16 protein-coding genes are annotated in these 20234 nt (G+C 33.1%); 4 read left to right on the top strand and 12 right to left on the bottom strand.

All coding sequences use genetic code 11. The features are described from left to right. Positions 1-30: 30 nt before the first annotated feature. The 5 genes from ACFS3A_RS25305 to ACFS3A_RS25285 form a co-directional block, all read right to left on the bottom strand. The gene (locus ACFS3A_RS25305; RefSeq protein WP_379828340.1) at positions 31-408 is read right to left on the bottom strand and encodes a hypothetical protein; all 378 of its coding nucleotides are present in this window, start codon (positions 406-408) and stop codon (positions 31-33) included. Positions 409-593: 185 nt separating this feature from the next. Continuing rightward, complete coding sequence (locus ACFS3A_RS25300) at positions 594-1550, bottom strand: GDP-L-fucose synthase family protein (RefSeq protein ID WP_379828377.1); 957 nt, start codon at positions 1548-1550, stop codon at positions 594-596. 7 nt (positions 1551-1557) lie between these two features. Beyond that, positions 1558-2682: a GDP-mannose 4,6-dehydratase gene (gene gmd, locus ACFS3A_RS25295; protein ID WP_379828339.1), complete on the bottom strand. Its 1125-nt coding sequence runs from the start codon at positions 2680-2682 to the stop codon at positions 1558-1560. 48 nt (positions 2683-2730) lie between these two features. After that, the gene (locus ACFS3A_RS25290; protein WP_379828338.1) at positions 2731-3735 is read right to left on the bottom strand and encodes a mannose-1-phosphate guanylyltransferase; all 1005 of its coding nucleotides are present in this window, start codon (positions 3733-3735) and stop codon (positions 2731-2733) included. Continuing rightward, positions 3732-4160, bottom strand: a complete 429-nt coding sequence (locus tag ACFS3A_RS25285; protein WP_379828337.1) for an adenylyltransferase/cytidyltransferase family protein — start codon at positions 4158-4160, stop codon at positions 3732-3734. The genes ACFS3A_RS25290 and ACFS3A_RS25285 overlap by 4 nt, the downstream gene beginning before the upstream one ends. Before the next feature lie 541 nt (positions 4161-4701). Here ACFS3A_RS25285 and ACFS3A_RS25280 point away from each other — a divergent pair. Continuing rightward, on the top strand, positions 4702-6093 hold the full coding sequence (locus ACFS3A_RS25280; protein ID WP_379828336.1) for a UDP-glucose 6-dehydrogenase: 1392 nt from the start codon (positions 4702-4704) through the stop codon (positions 6091-6093). A gap of 118 nt (positions 6094-6211) precedes the next feature. Here ACFS3A_RS25280 and ACFS3A_RS25275 read toward each other — a convergent pair whose 3' ends face one another. The 3 genes from ACFS3A_RS25275 to ACFS3A_RS25265 form a co-directional block, all read right to left on the bottom strand. Beyond that, on the bottom strand, positions 6212-6556 hold the full coding sequence (locus tag ACFS3A_RS25275; RefSeq protein WP_379828335.1) for a helix-turn-helix domain-containing protein: 345 nt from the start codon (positions 6554-6556) through the stop codon (positions 6212-6214). Positions 6557-6766: 210 nt separating this feature from the next. Then, a complete protein-coding gene (locus ACFS3A_RS25270; RefSeq protein WP_379828334.1) occupies positions 6767-7234 on the bottom strand; it encodes a response regulator in 468 nt (155 codons plus the stop codon). Next, on the bottom strand, positions 7221-9233 hold the full coding sequence (locus ACFS3A_RS25265) for a sensor histidine kinase (RefSeq protein ID WP_379828333.1): 2013 nt from the start codon (positions 9231-9233) through the stop codon (positions 7221-7223). The genes ACFS3A_RS25270 and ACFS3A_RS25265 overlap by 14 nt, the downstream gene beginning before the upstream one ends. Before the next feature lie 116 nt (positions 9234-9349). On the opposite strand from ACFS3A_RS25265, the gene ACFS3A_RS25260 reads away from it, so the two are divergent. The 3 genes from ACFS3A_RS25260 (at position 9350) to ACFS3A_RS25250 (ending at position 11988) form a co-directional block, all read left to right on the top strand. Then, a complete protein-coding gene (locus ACFS3A_RS25260; RefSeq protein WP_379828332.1) occupies positions 9350-10120 on the top strand; it encodes a response regulator transcription factor in 771 nt (256 codons plus the stop codon). A gap of 688 nt (positions 10121-10808) precedes the next feature. Then, a complete protein-coding gene (locus ACFS3A_RS25255) occupies positions 10809-11174 on the top strand; it encodes a response regulator transcription factor (protein WP_379828331.1) in 366 nt (121 codons plus the stop codon). 436 nt (positions 11175-11610) lie between these two features. Then, a complete protein-coding gene (locus ACFS3A_RS25250; protein WP_379828330.1) occupies positions 11611-11988 on the top strand; it encodes a hypothetical protein in 378 nt (125 codons plus the stop codon). Positions 11989-12297: 309 nt separating this feature from the next. On the opposite strand, the gene ACFS3A_RS25245 is transcribed toward ACFS3A_RS25250, so the two are convergent. The 4 genes from ACFS3A_RS25245 to ACFS3A_RS25230 all read right to left on the bottom strand — a co-directional run bounded on the left by ACFS3A_RS25245 (position 12298) and on the right by ACFS3A_RS25230 (position 20184). Next, a complete protein-coding gene (locus ACFS3A_RS25245; RefSeq protein ID WP_379828329.1) occupies positions 12298-14115 on the bottom strand; it encodes an alkaline phosphatase in 1818 nt (605 codons plus the stop codon). Positions 14116-14261: 146 nt separating this feature from the next. Continuing rightward, positions 14262-15797 carry a RagB/SusD family nutrient uptake outer membrane protein gene (locus tag ACFS3A_RS25240; protein ID WP_379828328.1) on the bottom strand — a complete coding sequence of 512 codons (1536 nt, stop codon included), beginning with the start codon at positions 15795-15797 and terminating at the stop codon, positions 14262-14264. A gap of 18 nt (positions 15798-15815) precedes the next feature. Beyond that, the gene (locus tag ACFS3A_RS25235) at positions 15816-19190 is read right to left on the bottom strand and encodes a TonB-dependent receptor (protein WP_379828327.1); all 3375 of its coding nucleotides are present in this window, start codon (positions 19188-19190) and stop codon (positions 15816-15818) included. A gap of 73 nt (positions 19191-19263) precedes the next feature. After that, a complete protein-coding gene (locus ACFS3A_RS25230) occupies positions 19264-20184 on the bottom strand; it encodes a FecR family protein (RefSeq protein ID WP_379828326.1) in 921 nt (306 codons plus the stop codon). Positions 20185-20234 lie beyond the last annotated feature (50 nt).

The following is a 20234-nucleotide window of genomic DNA, read 5'->3' as shown; positions in this document are numbered from 1 at the left end:
TTTTACTAAAAAATAAAGCTGTACGTTTTTCTATTTACATACTGACTGTTCATCAACCAAATTAAATTTTTCCTCAAAATGCAGTCGAAGATCGTTTCTAAATCCCCTTTTTGTATCCAGGCATTCTAAAACTTCAATATTTTGTATGTTTTTAAATTTATTGAGGAACTGCGGACAATGATTACAGACCAATACCGGAATTCCGTATGAATTAATCCTTAAAAGATCGATCAAATCATTCTCCGAATAAAAAACAAAAACTACTAATGAAAGATCATCTGTCATTTCGTGCCCATAAAGAATATCTGCTTTATGCCCGGCAACAAAATTGATATCCTTAAACTCATATTTCAAAAACCTTGAGAAATAATGAAATTTATCATAAACCATTACTCTGTTTGCATCCATAACTTTTAATTGTTAAATTGAATTTATACTAAAATATTCATGCGTATTCAAGTGATTTGAGGCGGTTTAAGAACGGAAAATGATTAGTTTTCACTTTTATTTTGATTGTTTATTTAATCTATGCCATTGAAAAATGTATTCTCCTAATTTATTTAAGGAACAGCTAAACGAAACACATAATTCAATTACAAGCCGATTGAAACTTCTTTTATATTTTCAGCATTGGCTAAAAACCATTCGTATGTTTTTGCAATTCCATCTTTAAGATGAATCTGTTGTTTCCAACCTAATTGCTGCATTTTTGAACTGTCCATCAATTTTCGAGGTGTCCCATCAGGCATAGAAGAGTCCCAGATAATTTTACCTTGATGTCCTACAATGCTTTGAATCATCAATGCCAGTTCTTTAATGCTTAAATCTTGACCAGATCCAACATTGTATAAATAATCCGGCAACCTATTTTCTAAGGCAAACACTACAGCCTTAGCCATATCGTCTGCATGAAGGAACTCTCTCATAGGATTTCCTGTTCCCCAAAGTGTTACTGTTGCATGATCATTTACCTTAGCTTCATGAAATTTTCTGATCATAGCTGGTAAAACATGTGAGCTTTTTAAATCGAAATTATCGTGAATCCCGTACAAATTAGTCGGCATTAGACTTACATAGTCTTTATTAAATTCTTTACGAACAGCCTGACAAGCTTTGATTCCCGAAATTTTTGCCAAGGCATACCATTCATTAGTCGGTTCCAATGCTGCTGTTAATAAATAATCTTCCTGAATAGGCTGTGGCGCCATTTTAGGATAAATACAAGAACTGCCAAGAAAAATAAATTTCTCTATTCCGGATTTTAAAGCAGTATCAATTAAATTATTCTGAATCTGCATATTCTCCATAATAAATTGATAGGGATAGTTATTATTTGCCAAAATCCCTCCTACTTTTGCGGCTGCATCTATAACTGCCTTCGGTTTCTCTTTTTCAAAAAATCCCTGAACCGCCTGCTGGTCACGCAGATCCAACTCACTGCTTGACTGTCCGATTAAATTTTGATAACCTTCGTTTTCCAACGCTCTCCATACTGCAGATCCCACCATACCGCGATGACCTGCAATGTATATTTTGGAAGTTTTATCTATATTCATTTTACTCGTAATAATTCATTGTTTGATATCCTGCTTCCTCTAAATGATGGTCTTTCTGCATTATTTTTATATCAGACTGCATCATATCATTTACCAGATCCTGTAAATCATATTCAGGCACCCATCCTAATTTAGTATTTGCTTTTGTAGCATCACCAATTAATAATTCCACCTCCGTAGGACGGAAATAACGAGGATTTACCGCTAAGATTTCTTTTCCAATTTCTATTTGAAAATCAGGATTATTACATGCCGCTACGTAAGCTTTTTCATCAACACCGTTGCCTTTAAACTCAATTTCGACCCCGACATAAGCAAAACTCATCTTGACAAAATCACGAACTGTTGTAGTTGTTCCTGTAGCAATTACCCAATCTTCCGGTTCATCGGCCTGCAGAATCATCCACATCATACGGACATAATCTTTGGCATGTCCCCAGTCTCTTTGAGCATCCAGATTTCCTAAATAAAATTTTTCCTGTAATCCTAAAGCAATACGCGATACTGCACGGGTAATTTTTCTGGTTACGAAAGTTTCCCCGCGAATTGGTGATTCATGGTTAAACAGAATTCCATTGCAGGCATACATTCCATAAGCTTCTCTGTAATTCACTGTAATCCAGTAGGCATACATTTTAGCCACAGCGTAAGGAGAACGTGGATAAAATGGTGTCTTTTCTGTCTGTGGAACTTCCTGCACTTTTCCATACAATTCAGATGTAGAAGCCTGATAAATACGCGTCTTTTTTTCCAGTCCTAACAAACGGACAGCATCTAAAATTCTTAAAGTTCCTAATCCGTCAGCGTTACCTGTGTACTCTGGCACTTCAAAAGATACCTGAACATGACTCATCGCGGCAAGATTGTAAATCTCATCTGGCTGTATTTCCTGAATCAGACGAATTAAATTGGTACTGTCAGTCATCTCTCCATAATGGAGTATAAAACGCTGATTGTCTACATGCGGATCCTGGTATAAATGATCGATTCGGTCCGTATTAAATAAAGAAGAACGTCTTTTAAGCCCGTGTACTATATACCCTTTTTTAAGTAAAAATTCACTTAAATAGGCTCCATCTTGTCCTGTAACTCCGGTTATTAAAGCTATTTTTGGTGTATTGGTCATAATATTTTTGATGTTGTAATAATTTTGTATTTAATTGTAGCTTATATTCTAAAGCAGTGGAGAATTTGCCGCTTCCAATTCTTGATAAACTTGTTTTACCTCTTGCGAATTTTCTTTTTTTACTACCAAAAAAGCATCGGGAGTATGAACTAAAAGACAATTTTCTACCCCAATAAAAGAAGTATGGATGGCAGATCCTATTAGAATATTTCCGTTAGCGTCGGCTTGATGGCCTTTTTTTACTAAATAATCATAAACTGATTCAAACGATCCAAGATCTGACCAGTCAAACTGTGAAGCCACAACTTTTATATTAGAACTTCGTTCCATAACGGCATAATCAATGCTAATAGAAGGAATCTGCATAGACAAATCATACTCTAAAAATCCTGAATCATTGGCTTCCCAAGCTGTTTTTGCCTTATTGTAAACTTCTGGTTCCTGTTTTTGAAGTTCCTGAAGAAATACTCCAGCTTTAAAACAAAAAAGACCGCTGTTCCAATAAAAGTTGCCTTGTTCTAAAAAATCTGAAGCCTTATCTAAACTCGGTTTTTCATGGAAAGCCAATACATGATTTCCTTCAAACTCAATATAACCATATCCAGTTTCAGGTTTTGATGGCTTGATGCCAAAAGTGACTAGATAATCGTTCTCTGCAATTTCGACTGCTTGTTTTAGTGCTGCCAAATACTCTTCTTCTCCATTAATAATATGATCTGAAGGTGTAACAATTAAAACATCCTCTTCTTTAGACTGAAAAGCAGCAAAGGCAATCGCTGCAGCAGTGTTTCTCGGTGCCGCCTCAACAATATGCGAATGATCAAGAGAAAATTTCTCCATCACTTTGCAACTCAGGGCATGATTTTCTACGTTGCCAACAATGATTAATCTATCAGCAATGCTTTTATTTCTATCAATTGTCATTTCCAAGAGGGAGCATCCGTCAAACAAATCAAGATATTGTTTTGGTTTTGTTTTACGAGAAAGAGGCCATAATCTGCTGCCAACACCGCCTGTTAAAACAACATGAACTATAGTAGCTGATGCAATCATTTATTTCCGTTTAAAAGTTCCAATTGAAAAACTTCTCTGCGAAGACCGCTGCTTGAAAAACGATGATCTCGTGTGTTAAAATAGAACTCTATTCCTTTTTCTTCACAATACGCTCTTCCTGTAAAGTCTCTGTCTTTATATTCGTCTCCCAAAAAACGTACATCAATTTGAAAAGACTGTAGGATATCCTTTAAATCCTGTTCTGTAGCATAAGGAACTATTTCATCTACAAATTTGCATCCTTTGAGTTGGATGTAACGTTCTACAACTGACTGACTCGGTTTATTCTTCTCTGGTCGGTCAAGAGTTGGATCAGTCTGCAGTCCAACAATAAGATAATCACAATTTAATTTTGCTTCTTCCAGCATTTTAATGTGACCTGCATGAAGCAGATCAAAGGCACTAAATGTTATTCCTGTTTTCATAATTGATTTAGATTAAAATATAAAAAAACTGTTTTTGTATGAGCGTAGGTAAAACATGCAGAAAACAATAAAAAAATAAAACTGAACAAGGGTTCCCCGTAGATAGTTACATTTTAACTATCTAAAAAAACATTATAAATTATAAAAGTCAGAGCCGGTAATTCTTATAGAAAAGACTTAAAAATAGCATTCCAAATCTCATCATTCACTTCTTACAAAGAATCAAAAAACTAAAACTCTACAGCAACAAAATTACTACAAACGAAAGGGCAACACAGAAACTGTAAAAGACAATAAAACCTGATTTTGGAACATATAACTCTTTAAAGGAAGCAAAAAAAAACAGCAGAAATTACTTTTATAATCTTTTAAAATTGCATCGTTATACTTTTAGAATAAGAAAATAAAACGATTGATTCTTTCATAAATACAGCTGTAAAAGCTACTCATCGAAAAGAACTACTCCTTATTAAAAAACAGCACATTAAATAATCAGGAAAATATCCTTTTAGAATAATTTAAAAACTATAAAACAGATAAAATGGAAATCACTAAAATATGCTGCATTGGAGCCGGATATGTCGGCGGACCTACCATGGCAGTTATAGCACAAAAATGTCCACACCTCAACATTACAGTAGTCGATTTAAATCAGGAACGAATTGATGCCTGGAATGATGAAAACACAGATAATATTCCAATATTTGAACCTGGCTTAAGTAGTGTTGTAGCAGAAACAAGAGGGAAAAACTTGTTTTTTTCTAATGACGTAGAAAAGGCAATTGAAGAAGCTCAAATTATATTCATTTCTGTAAACACTCCCACAAAAACTTATGGAAAAGGAAAAGGAATGGCGGCAGATTTAAAATACATTGAATTATGCGCCAGACAAATTGCAAAAGTGGCAAAAGACAATAAAATTGTAGTAGAAAAGTCAACCCTTCCTGTACGAACTGCTGAAGCTATTAAAAGTATTCTTGATAATACAGGTAATGGTGTCCAATTCCAAATTTTATCTAATCCTGAATTTCTTGCCGAAGGAACTGCCATATCAGATCTACTCAATCCCGATCGAATATTAATTGGAGGCGATCAGACTCCTGAAGGGCAAAAAGCCATACAAGCCTTAGTCGACATATACGCAAACTGGGTGCCGCAGGACAAGATATTAACTACAAATGTATGGTCTTCCGAATTATCAAAATTGACTGCTAATGCATTTCTAGCACAGCGAATCTCATCCATCAATGCTTTATCTGAACTCTGCGAAAAAACAGGAGCTGACATAAACGAAGTGGCCAGAGCAATAGGAATGGATACCAGAATTGGATCAAAGTTTCTTAAAGCATCAGTTGGCTTCGGTGGTTCTTGCTTCAAAAAAGACATTTTGAACTTAGTTTACATTGCTAAATCCTACGGACTGAATGAAACGGCAGATTACTGGGAACAGGTAATTATAATGAACGACCACCAGAAAAAAAGATTTGCTGACAAGATTGTAAAAACGCTTTACAACACTGTTGCCGGCAAGAAAATTGCTTTTTTAGGCTGGGCCTTTAAAAAAGATACTAATGATACGAGAGAATCTGCAGCCATTTATGTAGCAGATGATTTAATAAATGAGCAGGCTGGCGTTTGTGTTTACGACCCTAAAGTAAATCAAAAGAAAATTTTAGCCGACTTGGATTATTTAGAAACCAGATCAGCTGCAGAAAATGCAGCAAGCATAAAATCATTTGAGAATGCTTATGAGACTTGTCAAGGTGCTCATGCTATAGCTGTGCTTACAGAATGGGAAGAATTTATTGAGTATGACTGGCAGAGAATTTATGACGCCATGCAAAAACCTGCTTTTGTTTTTGATGGAAGAAATATACTAAACAAAACAGAACTGCAAAAAATAGGATTTGTTTACCAAGGAATCGGATCTTAATCTAAAGAAAATAAAAAAAGAGACTGTCTATCATGAACAGTCTCTTTCACTTCCAAATTAATAACAAAAAAACCGCCTCATTTTTTCAGCGGTTCTCCTTTAAACTTACAACTTAAAGTTATACGTTATTCTTCACTTTTTTTACCTGAAAATCCAAAAGCCTACTGCTTGGCATTTTCAATGTTCTTACTCCAGAATTACTGAAACTTCCAGATTGTCCATCAAATTTATCTTCTGCATCAGTATTAAAAAAATACGACACGTCAAAAAATAATAAATCAGAAATTGAAATTCCAAAAATATCTGCCAGTTTAGATATTTTAGAAATTGTTATATCAATTTCACCTCTTTCAATTTTACCATAACCACTGTAAGTCATTTCCAATTCACCAGCAACAAAATCTCTGGTAAGATTTTTCATTTCCCTTATGGTTCTGATATTCTGAGAAACAATTTTGTTCATAATTTGATTAAATGTATTTGATAATAGTATAATTCCCAACCGTTTATTTATGGCAACAAATAAATAAAAACATCATTTTAAAAACTAAAATAGTACGCACTGTTTAAAAAAAAATGGCATAGAATTAAAATAGGAAGTTGAAAGGCTCTTTCAGGATTAAATTTAACAGAAGAAACCTCAGTGTCTCTGCTCTTTTTACACTTCAATAAATTAAGAAAAATAGATTGACATCAGTAGTTTAGTTAACTTCGAAAGTCTTTTTTTTTTTCCTAATTGTAAATTACTCTTTACATTTTTATTCTTTTCAAATCTTTCAAGTCCGGCTGACACCACAAGGGTTAGTTCATTAATTTTAAATGGTTTAGTTAAAAAACCATCTGCGCCATTTAACAAACACTTTTGTATTAAATCCATTTCATTTTTTGCTGATAAAAAGATAAAAGGAATGAGTCTCAAAGATTCGTTGTTTTTTATATTTTCATGTAGCTCGGTTCCATTCATAACCGGCATAACCATGTCACATAATATTAAATCAGGAATCCAATATTCTAAAAGATCCAGAGCTTCCTGCCCGTTTTCAGCAGTTCTTACATCATAATTTTTAAAGACAAGGAGTTCCTTTATGGTTTCCCTAACATTCGGTTCATCATCTACAAGTAGAATTTTATTGGTGCTCATAAGGAAATGTCAATTTAATTGTTGTTCCGAAATTTTCTTTGCTTTTCAATTCTACTTTACCATTTAGAAATTCGGTAAATTGTTTAACGATAACTAAGCCTAATCCGGAACCTATAATTGAGTTGGTATTGGAAGCCCGAAAAAACGAAGTAAACAGATTTGGAATATCTTTCTTGGGTATTCCCAGGCCATAATCTACAACTTGTATTTCAATGTTATTTTTTAAATAACTAATAATCAGTTCAGGATCAGGTTTACCAACTGAGTATTTAAATGCATTATTAATAACATTTGTGAGTATATGGACAAGGAGGGATTCATCAGAAAAAAAGATTTTTTTTTCTCCTATCTTTGTCACTCTGATTTTGGAACCACTATCTTTATTAAAATAAGTCTTTGTTAATGTTTCAATAAATTCATTGAGATCTATAGGCTGAATTATTTTTTCAATTTTTTTCGCTTCCTGCTTTCCAAAAACTAAAATATTATTCATCAGTTCAGTCATTCTCTCTACTTCGTTTTTTATTCTGGAAATAATAACTTTACAGTCATTAGGCAATTCTTTTTCCTGATGATTTATTTTTAGCTCCAACAGTTCGGCATTAGAATAAATAACAGTCAAAGGAGTTCTGAACTGATGTGAGGCAATAGAAACGAAATTCGACTTTAATTCATTAAACATCCTTTCTTTCAAAAAGGCTGCTTTCATTTCCTTATCTGCTTTAATACGTTTACTTATATCCCTGCTGGAAGTTTGAAAACCTATGATGTTTTTTTCCGAATCCAGCATAACCTTTGTTGCAGTTTCCAGCCAGATATATGTGCCGTCATTTTTCTTAAATCGAAATGTAATAGTTTCAATTTGTTGATTCTTAACAATAGAATGGTAATATTTTTTAATATTCCCCAAGTCTCTTTTATGAATAAAATCCCAGGGACACTTATGAATCAATTCTTCAAAATCATAACCTATTACATCATTTGACAAACTGGAAACATATACTAAATTTCCGTCTTTAGAATGCTGGCAGATTAAGTCTGTTGTATTTTCGGCAATAAATCTGTATTTGGCTTCAGACAGCATTAATTGTTTTTCTTTTTCCACTAGTTCACTAATATCCATATAGGTTCCTATAACTTTTTTGGGTATTCCGTTTTTATTTAGTTTTAACAAACCTGAATATCTTGCAGAAATAGAATTTCCGTTTTTATGAATAATTCGTACGTTGCCTTCAAAACGCTCCAATTTTCCAGATACAAAATCTTTAAAATCACTTAGAATCTTTTCATGATCAGCAGCAGAAAAAACTTTTGCCCAGAAATTTGGAATTTCATGTATTTCCTCAGGAGTGTATCCTAATATTCCAAACCAATTTAAACTAAAATTTGTTTTTTCAGTTTCAATATCAAATTCCCACATTGCCTGATTTGAGCTTGACATAAAAAAATTAAATTTTTCTATAGTTCTCTCTAATTTGGATACAGTTGCAGTTTGGCTAAGACGAATTCCTAAGCTTTTTATGATGGTCTGTAACACCGAAACTTCATCCTCTTCCCAAATTCGTTCGTTGGTACAGTCTTCAAGCCCAATCCATCCCCAGAATATATTGTCAGAAAAAATTGGCGCAAAAAAATAAGATTTAACCCCCCGTATTTCGAAAATATTTTTTAGTAATTTATTATCAATATCTTTACCCATCCCAAATCTTAATTTATCTCTGGATAAAATAGTATCGATAGATAAAAATGCATTAATAAGACTTTTACTTACATCAAAATGATGAATATAAGATGTTATACCATTATTACACCATTCGTAAGCGTAAGCATAATCCAAACCTAACAAATCGCTATTATTTTTATGTTTTAGAACGTAACATCTATCCATGTTATGCTCTAAACCAATATCTCTAATACACAAATTTAAAGCGTCATCTATGGTTGAGCATTCCAATAGATGATTATTGATTTTAGAAACATACGACAGTAGTTTTTTCATCTGTTTTTATCAATTTTTCAAATAAGAAACTAAAAGTATTACATTTTGTGCTTTATTTTCAAAATAATACTGATAATCTAAAAAATAACCGTAATGATTTAAAATAAATTAAACCAATGACAAAACAAACCACTAAATTAACCATAATTGAAGACGATATAGTGCTGGGAACCACTATATCAGAAATATTAAAATTAAATAATTTTGATGTAATCTATTTCAAAGACAGTCCGGAAGCTCTGTTGTATCTGAATAAAAATATTCCTGATATTATTATTTGTGATATGGTAATGCCTAACCTTAACGGAGAAGAGCTCTTCTTTAAAATTCGTAAAAACAACAAGTTTAATGTAATCCCTTTTATTATGATTACTGCCAATATTGATGACGATTTAAAGTTTAAACAGCTTAAAAACGGCGTTACTGATTTTATTATAAAACCCTTTAAAGTACAAGAATTAATCTATAAAATCAACAACTTAATTTTTCTTAAAAATAACATTGAAAAAAAATTCAGCCCTGATCCATTTTCTAAAGTTACAATTAGACTGTCTGAAAAGGACTTTATTACCTCATTAAATGAAATTTTAATTCAAAAAATGAAAACCAATATTGACATGAATGAGCTTGCCGGAGATCTTGCCATCAGCAAATCAACACTGGACAAAAGAGTGCGGAAATTAACCCACAAAAATGCCAGTCAGTATATTAGGGAATTTAGACTGGATTATGCTGTTAAATTAATTCGTTCAGGGGAAAGGAATATCAAATACATAGTTGACCAAACCGGATTCAGTTCATTATCCTACTTTTCAACCAGTTTCAAATTATATCTCAATATGACTCCACGTGATTACATAAAATCTATTGAAACAGAAAACAATTAAACATTTTAGATCTTCGTTTAAAAAATAAAAGCAGCCGTCTCATAGTATAAATTGTGACGGTATTTTTTTTCTATTCAAAACAAAAAACCATTACATTAATTCTATTATTAAATAATTTTTCAGTTTAATGATAAAAAAAAAATTAAATTCACAGCTCTTAATTGTACACAAATCTGTAAAGCATTATTATTCTAATTATCCTTTTTTAATTACTACGTTTAAATTGAGGACAAAGTATCTTATTGTCTAAAAGACCATTAAGACAATTGATCTCATGTATTGTCAACACACAATACGTACAAATTTAACAAATTAAGCTATTTTTCACAGAAATGAAACAAAATTTGTGATATAAGTATTACAATTAAAAAATAATATTTTAACTTTTTCTTTTGTATTTTTAAATTATTAATCTAAGTTTACGTAGCATTTAAGATTAATCTAATATTTATTTTAAGGCATTAGTTTGTTGTTTAGTGCAGTTAAGTTAGTATACCCCTCATACTCCAATACTTTATAAGCTATTTTTAAATTTGTTAATACACTAGAAAAATATGTGTTCTTAATTTATTAAAGGAGTTTTTTTGATTATTTGGATATTACATAAGATCCAAAAGAAGTCGTTCCTCGTATTTAATTCAAAAGTTTGCACAGCACTAAAATTACCAAAGAAAAAAATAAAAGGAATATGGCTAAAATATTAATTATTGATGACGAAGAAACATTAAGAATTACAATTTGCGAGTTGCTTTCTTTTGTTGGCCATATCGTTTGCTCAGCAGAAGATGGAAGAGACGGGTTAGAGAAGGTCAAAGAATTTAAACCTGATATTATTCTTTGCGATATTATGATGCCAAAACTTGATGGCTATGGTTTTATGGAGCAGCATATCAAATCTCAATATTCGTATATTCCGGTTATATTTCTTTCCGCTAAAATTGAGCCTAAAGACAAAAAAATGGGTTGGAGCTTAGGAGTGAAAGAATTTTTAAAAAAACCTTTTGTATTCGGTGAACTAAAAGAGCTTATAGAGCATCACTTATCTATACTTTAAATTATAATAGGAAAAAAACAAAAAACCTTTAAAAGGAAATAATTCCTCAATAAAGAATATATTACTTCTTTACCGGTCTATAAAACTCATAAAACATTACCAAATTTGCAATCGTTGTAAAACAACTCTATTGAAGATATTGATTAGCTTTTTTGGGGGAAGCCTTATGATTCTTTATTATTCTGCCTGGAATAAACTGAATCAGTATCAATAATCTAAAATCGGTTATATTATAAATAACCAATCAATAGATATAGAAATTCAATTACTGGCATTAAAGCCAGTAATTGAACTATAAAAAGGGACAAATTATTGGCAAATAAAAGATTGTATTAATTTCGGTAATCTCATTATCGTTTTTTTGTTTAGAGAATTTGATGATATAAAATAATTTTTATTTCATTTAATCATAGCAAAAACTTATTAAAAAATATCCATGCAGGATCTTTATCAAAATAATTTCGGAGAAATTTATAACGATCGTATCAGCCTGCTGATTTTAAATAAAAAGCAGACCATTCCTTTAAAAAACATTATCAACATTAGGTTTATCAAAAGAAAAACATTCAGTTTAAATTATGTCGTTTTGCTAGCAGCAATTACAATCTTTAATATCCTAAAGTCTTCTGAAGAATCATTACTAATAGCTTTAATCATATTGATTCTTACACTGATTTGTCTCAACCAAAAATTAACTCAGCATAAAGTCATAATTATTAGAAAAAATGATTTCTTAAAAATTGATGTAGAAAAAAAATTAAGCAAAGATGCAGAAAACCTGATCAACCACTTACAACAGTTGCATAAGTTTTAAATCTTAAGATAAACTTGTTTTTTATTTTTCCAAGATACATAATAATCCTAATTAAAAAGAGCTGCCTCTTCAGACAGCTCTTTTAGGTTTTCATTGATAGCTACAAGTTTTTTTACTAATTCAAAAACTTAAAACGATGAAAAATCTTAAAATCATAATGATTTTATATATGACTTCCAATCAAAAACGATCCTGAACTCAATACCTTTTCTGGTACAAATAACTAAGGCGAAATTTATTTAAAACTGTAGAAAAAAGTTAAAAAAGACTAGGCTTACCTCAAATTTTACCCCAAAAGCCAATACAACTTTATTTAGTTGAAAGCAGCTCCATTATCTTATCATAAATCGCAGTATTTTGATACACTCCCATAAACTTATCAGCTCCAGGCCCGTAAGCAAAAACAGGAACCGGAATTGAAGTATGATCGTTTGTGCTAAAGCTTCCGTGAACATATCCTTTTTCGATGCTTCCATCAATTAGAGATAATCCGCCTGTTTCGTGATCGGCAGTTACAATTAAAAGTGTTTCAGGATTTTTGTCTACAAATTCCATTGCCTGTCCTACCAATTTATCAAAATCCAGCATTTCACGAACTACATATTCAACGTTAGTCTGATGTCCTCCGTAATCAATCTGTGCACCTTCGGCCATAATAAAAAACGGATTTTTTGTTTTTAAAAAAGTGTTAGTCGCTTTCGCTAAAGATTGGGTTAAAAAATCTCCTCTTCCATTCTTCATAGAAACCACTGCGGCATCTTCTAAGACTACAAATCGATTATTTTTGATCGTATCTAAACTTGCGAATTTATCTGAAAAGGTATACCCTTTTTCAATTAATGCCTTAGACAAATCTTTACCATCTTTTCGAGCTGTAAATGCTTTTTGGCCACCTCCTATTAAAATATCAGAAGGATTTGCCAAGAAATCATTTGCAATAGGTTCGCTTAAACTTCTTTCCGGCTGATGTGCGTAAAAAGCCGCTGGAGTAGCATCTGTAATGTCTCCAGCTGAAATAATGGCTGTTTTATAGTTTCTCTTAACTAATTGTTCTGTAAGCGATGTAAGTGTTTTTCCTTTTTCATCTACACTTATAAAGCGATTATTGGTTTTATGTCCTGTTGCCATTGCAGATCCTCCAGCAGCCGAATCAGTAATATAGCTATCAAATGAATTTGTAATAGAAAATCCTTGGGTTGGAATATTAAAAAGATTCAATTGCCCTTTATTTGCCGTATAACCCGAATAGATTTGTGTTAATCCCATTCCGTCTCCAATCAAAAGAATCACATTTTTTGGGCGTTTGTTTTTAAAAGAATTTTTAGGAACATAAGCTTGATGAAATTCTTTATTCTGGTAAAATGTCGTTTTAATGCTGTTGATAAACTGTGTCAATTCAGCAACTTTATCAGTTCCGATAAAATCAACTTTAAGGTTCATCAAAGTCATGTACGTATTCACATTATCCTGCGTTGCCCAGAATCGAATCTTCTTATTCTGATCGTGCACTTTTTTGATAATTGCCTGAATTTTTTCAGAATCGGGTTGTGTCAAAGCACCTTTACCATTCCAAACCGTAATTTCATGCAAATCTTCACTGATCATTTCAACTCTGGCTAATTGATCCGCAGTATAATTTTCGTTTAACCTTCCATCAAAATAAATGAAATTCGGATACGTTGCCCAAAGAGACGGCAAAGGTCTGTTTCCGGAAATGACCACTTTAATATTTTTATTCGAAATAATATCAGGATAGGTTTTTAACTGCTGCGTGATCACTTTTAAAGTTGAATCAGCATCCGACTTAATGTCAATCATTAAAATCAAAGGTTTATTGCTTGGATAGGCTTTTCCCTGCAACGTTTTCAATTTAGCCGAAAGCGGTTCCAAATACATACTTTTTAAAGTATTGTAAGAAGCAATTTCTTTTGACGTATGAGCTACAAACAATTCATTATTTACTAAAAAAACATCGGCTTCAATAACACCAGTTTCATTAGAGTAAGCACCATAAAATGGCAGTTTGCTTTCATAATCATTATGAGAATGAATATTAGAAGAGCTGTATTCCTGTGCTTGGATACAAACACAAAATTGAAGGCAAAAAAGGGTGATTATTTTTTTCATTGAAAATAAATTAAATACCAAAAAGTCGTAGGTTACTTTTTAGTATGTTGCAAAAAAAAATGTTTTCATAATTTTTTACAACCGCAGCCTCCTAACAAAAAGGCTGCAGCGTAAAAAAACTAAAAAAACACAAATGAAATAATTGATTACCAGCCTTGGTTTTGAGGCAGCATTCCTTTACTAATTGCAATCTCGTCTGGCGGTATTGGCCAAACATGATGAATAGCAGGATTAAAATTACGAGCAGGATAAATAACGCTTCCATCATAATGATGCAATGGTTTTGCATAAGCTTCTTTTGCATCGCCCCAACGTACTAAATCGAAATGACGGTCTGTCCACTCGCCTGCCAATTCGCATCTTCTTTCTCTTTTTAAATCGGTCAATGTTGCTCCGGAAAGATCGGTCAAACCTGCACGGTGGCGAATCATATTAATTTCTGTATCTGCATTCTGACCTTTCATTAATTTCGCTTCCGCTAACATCAAAATCACATCTGCATAACGTAAAAGAGGTACATTTAAAGCTGTCGAAGGTTTATCTCCGTTGGCATTTACATAACGAATATCAACTGCTCCCGATGTTGTTTTTGGATAACTAAACGGCTCCATATATTTTTTAAACTGATAACCTGTTCTGTTACTTGAACTTACAATGTGGTTTCCTTCGTTAAAAGTTACTTCTTGTCCAAAATAAACAAACTTGTCTCCTTTTTGCAGAATCGTAGCACTTCTTCTTTTATCGTTTGGAGCATACGTATCAAACAATTCTTTTGTTGGATAAAAATTTCCCCAGCCGTTGTAAACTCCCCAACCTTTATCTTCTAAACAAACTCCAGGAAAAATAGATCCCAACGACGTATTTTGTGCACTTGAAGTTACTGCCCAAATATATTCTGTAGACCAGTTATTGCTAATTTTAAATACATCTTCAAAATTATCCAGCAATTTGTGTTTACCACTTGCTACAATCATGTTGGCATATTTTATAGCATTGTCCCAATCTTTTGCATACAAATACGTACGAACCAAATAAGCCCAAGCCGCAGTTTTGTGCGCACGTCCGTAATTGTCTGGTGTAAGCTGATCGAAATACGGTAATAAATCAGCTGCTTTGATTAAATCGGCTGCGATGTAAGCGTAGTTTTCAGCCACATTTTTTGCACGAGGAACATAAACATTCGTAAAATTTTCTCTATCCTGAATTGGAATTCCAGCGCGATCGTCTCCATAATGATAAGCCAATTCTAAATGCATTACAGCATGATTAAAATAAGCTTCTCCCAGCATTCCGTTTTTAGTACTTTCGTCCAAAGGAATATTTGGAATGTTACGAATCACATCGTTACATCTTTTCATGATTTCGTAGTGAATTCTCCAGATATCTTTAGTATCCGATTCTGCTCCGTCTACAATAAAGTTTTTAATACGTTCTGCGTTTTGTCTTGGTTTTGTTCCAATATCGTCGCTGGCATTATTCAGCCAAAAGAAACCACGACCGTACATATTATCATCAGAATACAAAGCGTAGATAGCATTTACTCCTGCCTTTGCATCTGCTGGAGTTTTCCAGAAATTTCCGCTTGAAGGAGCTCCCTGCGGTATAACATCAAGTTCACTTTCACAAGCCGAAGTGCCCATTAAAAGCACAAAACTCAATAATAAAAGACTTATTTTTTTCATTGTAATTGTTTTTATTTTTTAAAAAGTGGCATTAACACCAGTCATGTAAATACGTGAAAGCGGATATTTTCCTAAATCCATTCCGAAGTTTCTAAGACCCACTTCAGGATCCATTCCAGAATATTTTGTAATTGTAAATAAGTTTTGTGCTGAAATAAAGAACCTTAATTTCGCTTTTCCATTCAACCAGCTTTCTTTAACGGTATAACCAATTGATACGTTTTTCAATCGTAAGAAAGAAGCATCTTCGATATACAAATCAGAAATACGACCGAAGTTATTGTTGTTGTCTGTTGAAGAAAGAACCGGAACATTAGTATTGGTATTCGTTGGCGACCAAGCATCTTTAGAATCAGCCAATAAATTATATCCTGGGAAAGAAGCATTTAGACCTGTATGTTTTACAGCATTGAAAACACTATTACCTGCTGCTCCGTTGAAAAAGATATTCATATCGAATCCTTTGTATCTAAAATTAGCATTTAAGCTGTATGTTGTTTTTGGAAACGGACTTCCCAATACTACTCTATCGCTGTTGTTGATTACACCATCTCCATTTTCATCTTTAAATTTAATATCTCCCGCAACTGCATTTGGCTGATATGCCACACCATTTGCATTTACATACGCTTTTGCTTCAGCATCACTTTGGAACAAACCATCTGTTGCATATCCATAGAAAGCACCAACCGGACTTCCAACCTGATAAATATTAGCTAAAGGCAAACTACGAACTCTGCTTAAGTTTAAAGGCTCTAATGAAGTTAAATCATCTTTAATAGAAACAATTTTATTGCTTAGGAATCCAGCATTTGCAGTTACATCAAATTTGAATTCCCCGCGAGTTTTTTGATACGTTAAACTAACTTCAATACCTTTGTTTTCAACATCTCCAGAGTTTACAATTCTTCCCTGAGGCGTTCCAGAAACTCCAGGTAATTGATCACGAACCAACATGTCTTTGTTTGTTTTTACATAAGCATCCACAGATCCTACTAAACTATTGTTCAGCATGGTAAAATCTAAACCAATGTTAGTCTGCTCAGAACTTTCCCATTTCAAATTAGGGTTTGATAATTCGCTTTCAGCGTAACCATAATTAATAGTTGGAGTTGCACCAATTAAAGCCTGAGTCTGCACCAAAGGCACGCTAAACTGGTATGGTCCAAGGTTTCCTAAGTTTCCAATTTGTCCCCAGCTTGCACGTAATTTTAAATTGCTTACAATTGGTTCTATACCTTTCATAAAACTTTCTTCAGAAATTAACCAACCCGCAGAAACTGAAGGATATACTTTCCAACGGTTATCCTGTAAAAGTTTTGAAGTTCCGTCACGACGAACAATTCCAGAAAGTAAATACTTTTGGTTGAAGTCGTAATTAATTCTTCCTACATAAGAAGAAATAATTTCATCTGATCTTCCTGCTGCTGTCTGCTGAATTAATTTTGCATTCAATAAATAACGTTGAGATGGATCTTCGTTATCAAAACCAGTTCCTTCAACGGTGTAGAAATCTCTTTTAGTTTCCTGATAAGTATAACCTGCTAAAGCTTTTAAATTATGTTTCCCAAATGATTTCTCATAAGAAATAGTTTGCTCGCTTAATAAATCTGTAGTCGTTATATTTTTAAGAGTCAATCTGTTGAAATCAAATATTTTTCCAGGCTCTGTAACTTTAACTGTAAAATCGCTTGCATTATCCTGAATTCTAGTATATCCCCAATTTGATTTTACTTTTAATCCCGGAACAATTTCCCATTCTGCATAAGGATTAATCAAAATGGTAGAAATTGGATTTTTGTTATCTAATCTTTTTAGATAAGCCACAGGATTTACAACATCTCCATAAGAACCAATATATTTTTCCGGAACTCCTCCAAATTGTCCAGAACCGTCTTCTCTATAAATTGTAGCATTTGGCGGATAAAAAATGGCTGCCAAAATTGCTCCTGTATAAGCATTTGCTGTATTCGCCGTTTGACCGTCTGTTAAAGAGTATGATAAGTTTTCTCCAATGGTAAAATTATCAGCCAGTTTAAAAGAAGAATTGGCTCTTACTGTATAACGTTCTCCGTAAGTATTTAGCAAAATACCTTCATTTTTTCTATAGCTTCCAGAAAGGAAGAAATTCGTTTTTTCTGTTTTTCCGTTTACCGAAATCGATAAATCATTGATTTGTCCTGTACGGAAAATTTCATCCATCCAGTTTGTTTTTGTTGTTCTTGCAGTTGGTTCAAATGCCGTATCAAAGGCAGGAATTCTAGGTAGTTTAGCATTATCTCTTGCAATATTCATAGCATCAGCATATTCTGCTGCGTTTAAAACATCAAGCTTTTTAGCTACATTTTGGAAACCTCCCTGATAATTTACATTGACATTGATGCGATCTGAAACTCCTTTTTTAGAAGTAATTAAAATTACCCCTCCAGAAGCTCTAGCTCCGTAAATTGCCGCAGAAGCCGCATCTTTCAAAACACTGATCGAAGCAATATCATTTGGGTTTATAGTATTTAAAGAACCGCTGTAGATAATTCCGTCCAAAACAATTAACGGCGTTTCAGCATTTAAAGATCCAATACCACGAATGTTGATTGTTGGTGAAGCAGTTGGATCTCCTCCATCATTAATAACCGTTACACCCGCAACAGTTCCCTGCAATAATTCGCCTGCATTGTTATAGGTTCTGCTGGAAGTTTCTTTCATAGAAACGGAACCAACAGCTCCTAAAACCTCATTCTTTTTCACACTTCCGTATCCCATTACAACTACTTCTTGAAGCTGTTTTACATCAGCAGCTAATTTTACTGTAATAGTTTGTGTACTTGTCACTTTAACTTCTTGTGTTACATAACCCACATAAGAAAAAACTAAAGTCGCCTCTGAAGCATTAACTTCCATTTTGAATGTTCCATCAAAATCGGTTGCAGCTGTTGCGTTAGAACCTTTATCTTTAATTCCAACACCTGGCAAAGGCATATTATCGTCTCCGCTAAACACCGTTCCAGAGATAATAATTTTGTTCTGATCGGCTACTTTTAGATTTTTCTTGATCACGATATTATTGCTCACAATTTCATATCGTAGTGCAGCACCGCAGATTTTATCCAACGCTTGCTCCAGCGTTACATTGCTCAATTTTAAACTCAGTTTCTGATTGGTATTGATCTGGCTGCTTTCGTACATAAAATGCACATCAACCTGATTTTCTATTTTTTGAAAAATGGTTTTGATACTTTCATTTTCAACTTTTAGTGTCACTCTTTTGTTAATGTCAACAGTTCCGGCGTTTACTGTAAGCGTCGCAAAAAACAAAGTCATAAACAGGAATAACTTCATTCCTATTGCCTTTATGCTCTGAGATTTTTGGGCATACCGCTTTTGTTTTTCATTCATAATTTTTAGATTTAGTTGATTGTTTTTGTTTATTTAAGGATGCTACGTAGTTTTATTTTTGATGCCTAAAGACTTACTCTATTTTGTAAATTCCTGAATCCATTTTATAATCGGCATTGATGATGTTGCACACCAAACCAATTACCTGATCAGCAGAAAGTTCTTTAAAATAGGCGCTTATCTTTAAAGCATTTAGATTTTTGTTTTTGACTTCAATTGCCACATTATAATTGCGGTTTATGGTTGCCACGACTTCTGGCAGAGGTGTTTCTTCAAAAACCATAATATTTTTTCGCCAAAGCGAAATGGTATTTACTGGAATATCTTTAAAAGCCTGAAGCTTATTATTATGAGATTTAAAAACTACCTTTTGTCCCGGAGTGACATACACATTTTCGTCTGTAACGGTTGATTTTACATTCACTTTTCCCGTTAAAACCGAAACTTCCTGAGTAGTCTGTTCTGGATAAGCCTGAACATTAAAACTTGTTCCGAGTACTTTGGTGTCCATTTTATTGGTATGAATAATAAAGGGATGTTTTTTGTCTTTGGCCACATCAAAAAAAGCTTCGCCACTCAAAAAAACTTCTCTTGTATCTCCTTTAAATTCTTTTGGATATTTTAAAATACTCCCGGCATTTAGCCAAATCTGCGTTCCGTCGCTTAGGGTTATTTGCGCATGCTCTCCCAGTTTTACTGCTAATTGGGTATTTTCAATTGAATTTGAGGATTGATAGAAAAAAACCGACAATCCGATTAAGAAAACTAAAGAAGCGGCAACCACCCAGTTTTTATAATGAAGAGTTATCACTTGGTTTGTATTCTTTATATGTCGTAATTCTTTTTTTAGTTTTGAACGATCGGATTGAATCGCTTCCATATTCTCAAAAAAATCATCTGTACGGTCGTACCATTTATTCCACATTTCTTGTCCTTTTGGAGAATACTTTCCGTTTAAAAAATTTTTGATTTCGTTATTTGAATTTTCAGGCATTATAATTTCTTTATGTCTATAATAGTAAGTCTTGGGAATCGTAGTTTGGG

It is taken from the genome of Flavobacterium notoginsengisoli (genome assembly GCF_042686225.1).
In the GTDB taxonomy this organism is placed as follows: Bacteria; Bacteroidota; Bacteroidia; order Flavobacteriales; family Flavobacteriaceae; genus Flavobacterium; species Flavobacterium notoginsengisoli.
This window is presented reverse-complemented; position numbering and strand designations above follow the sequence as displayed.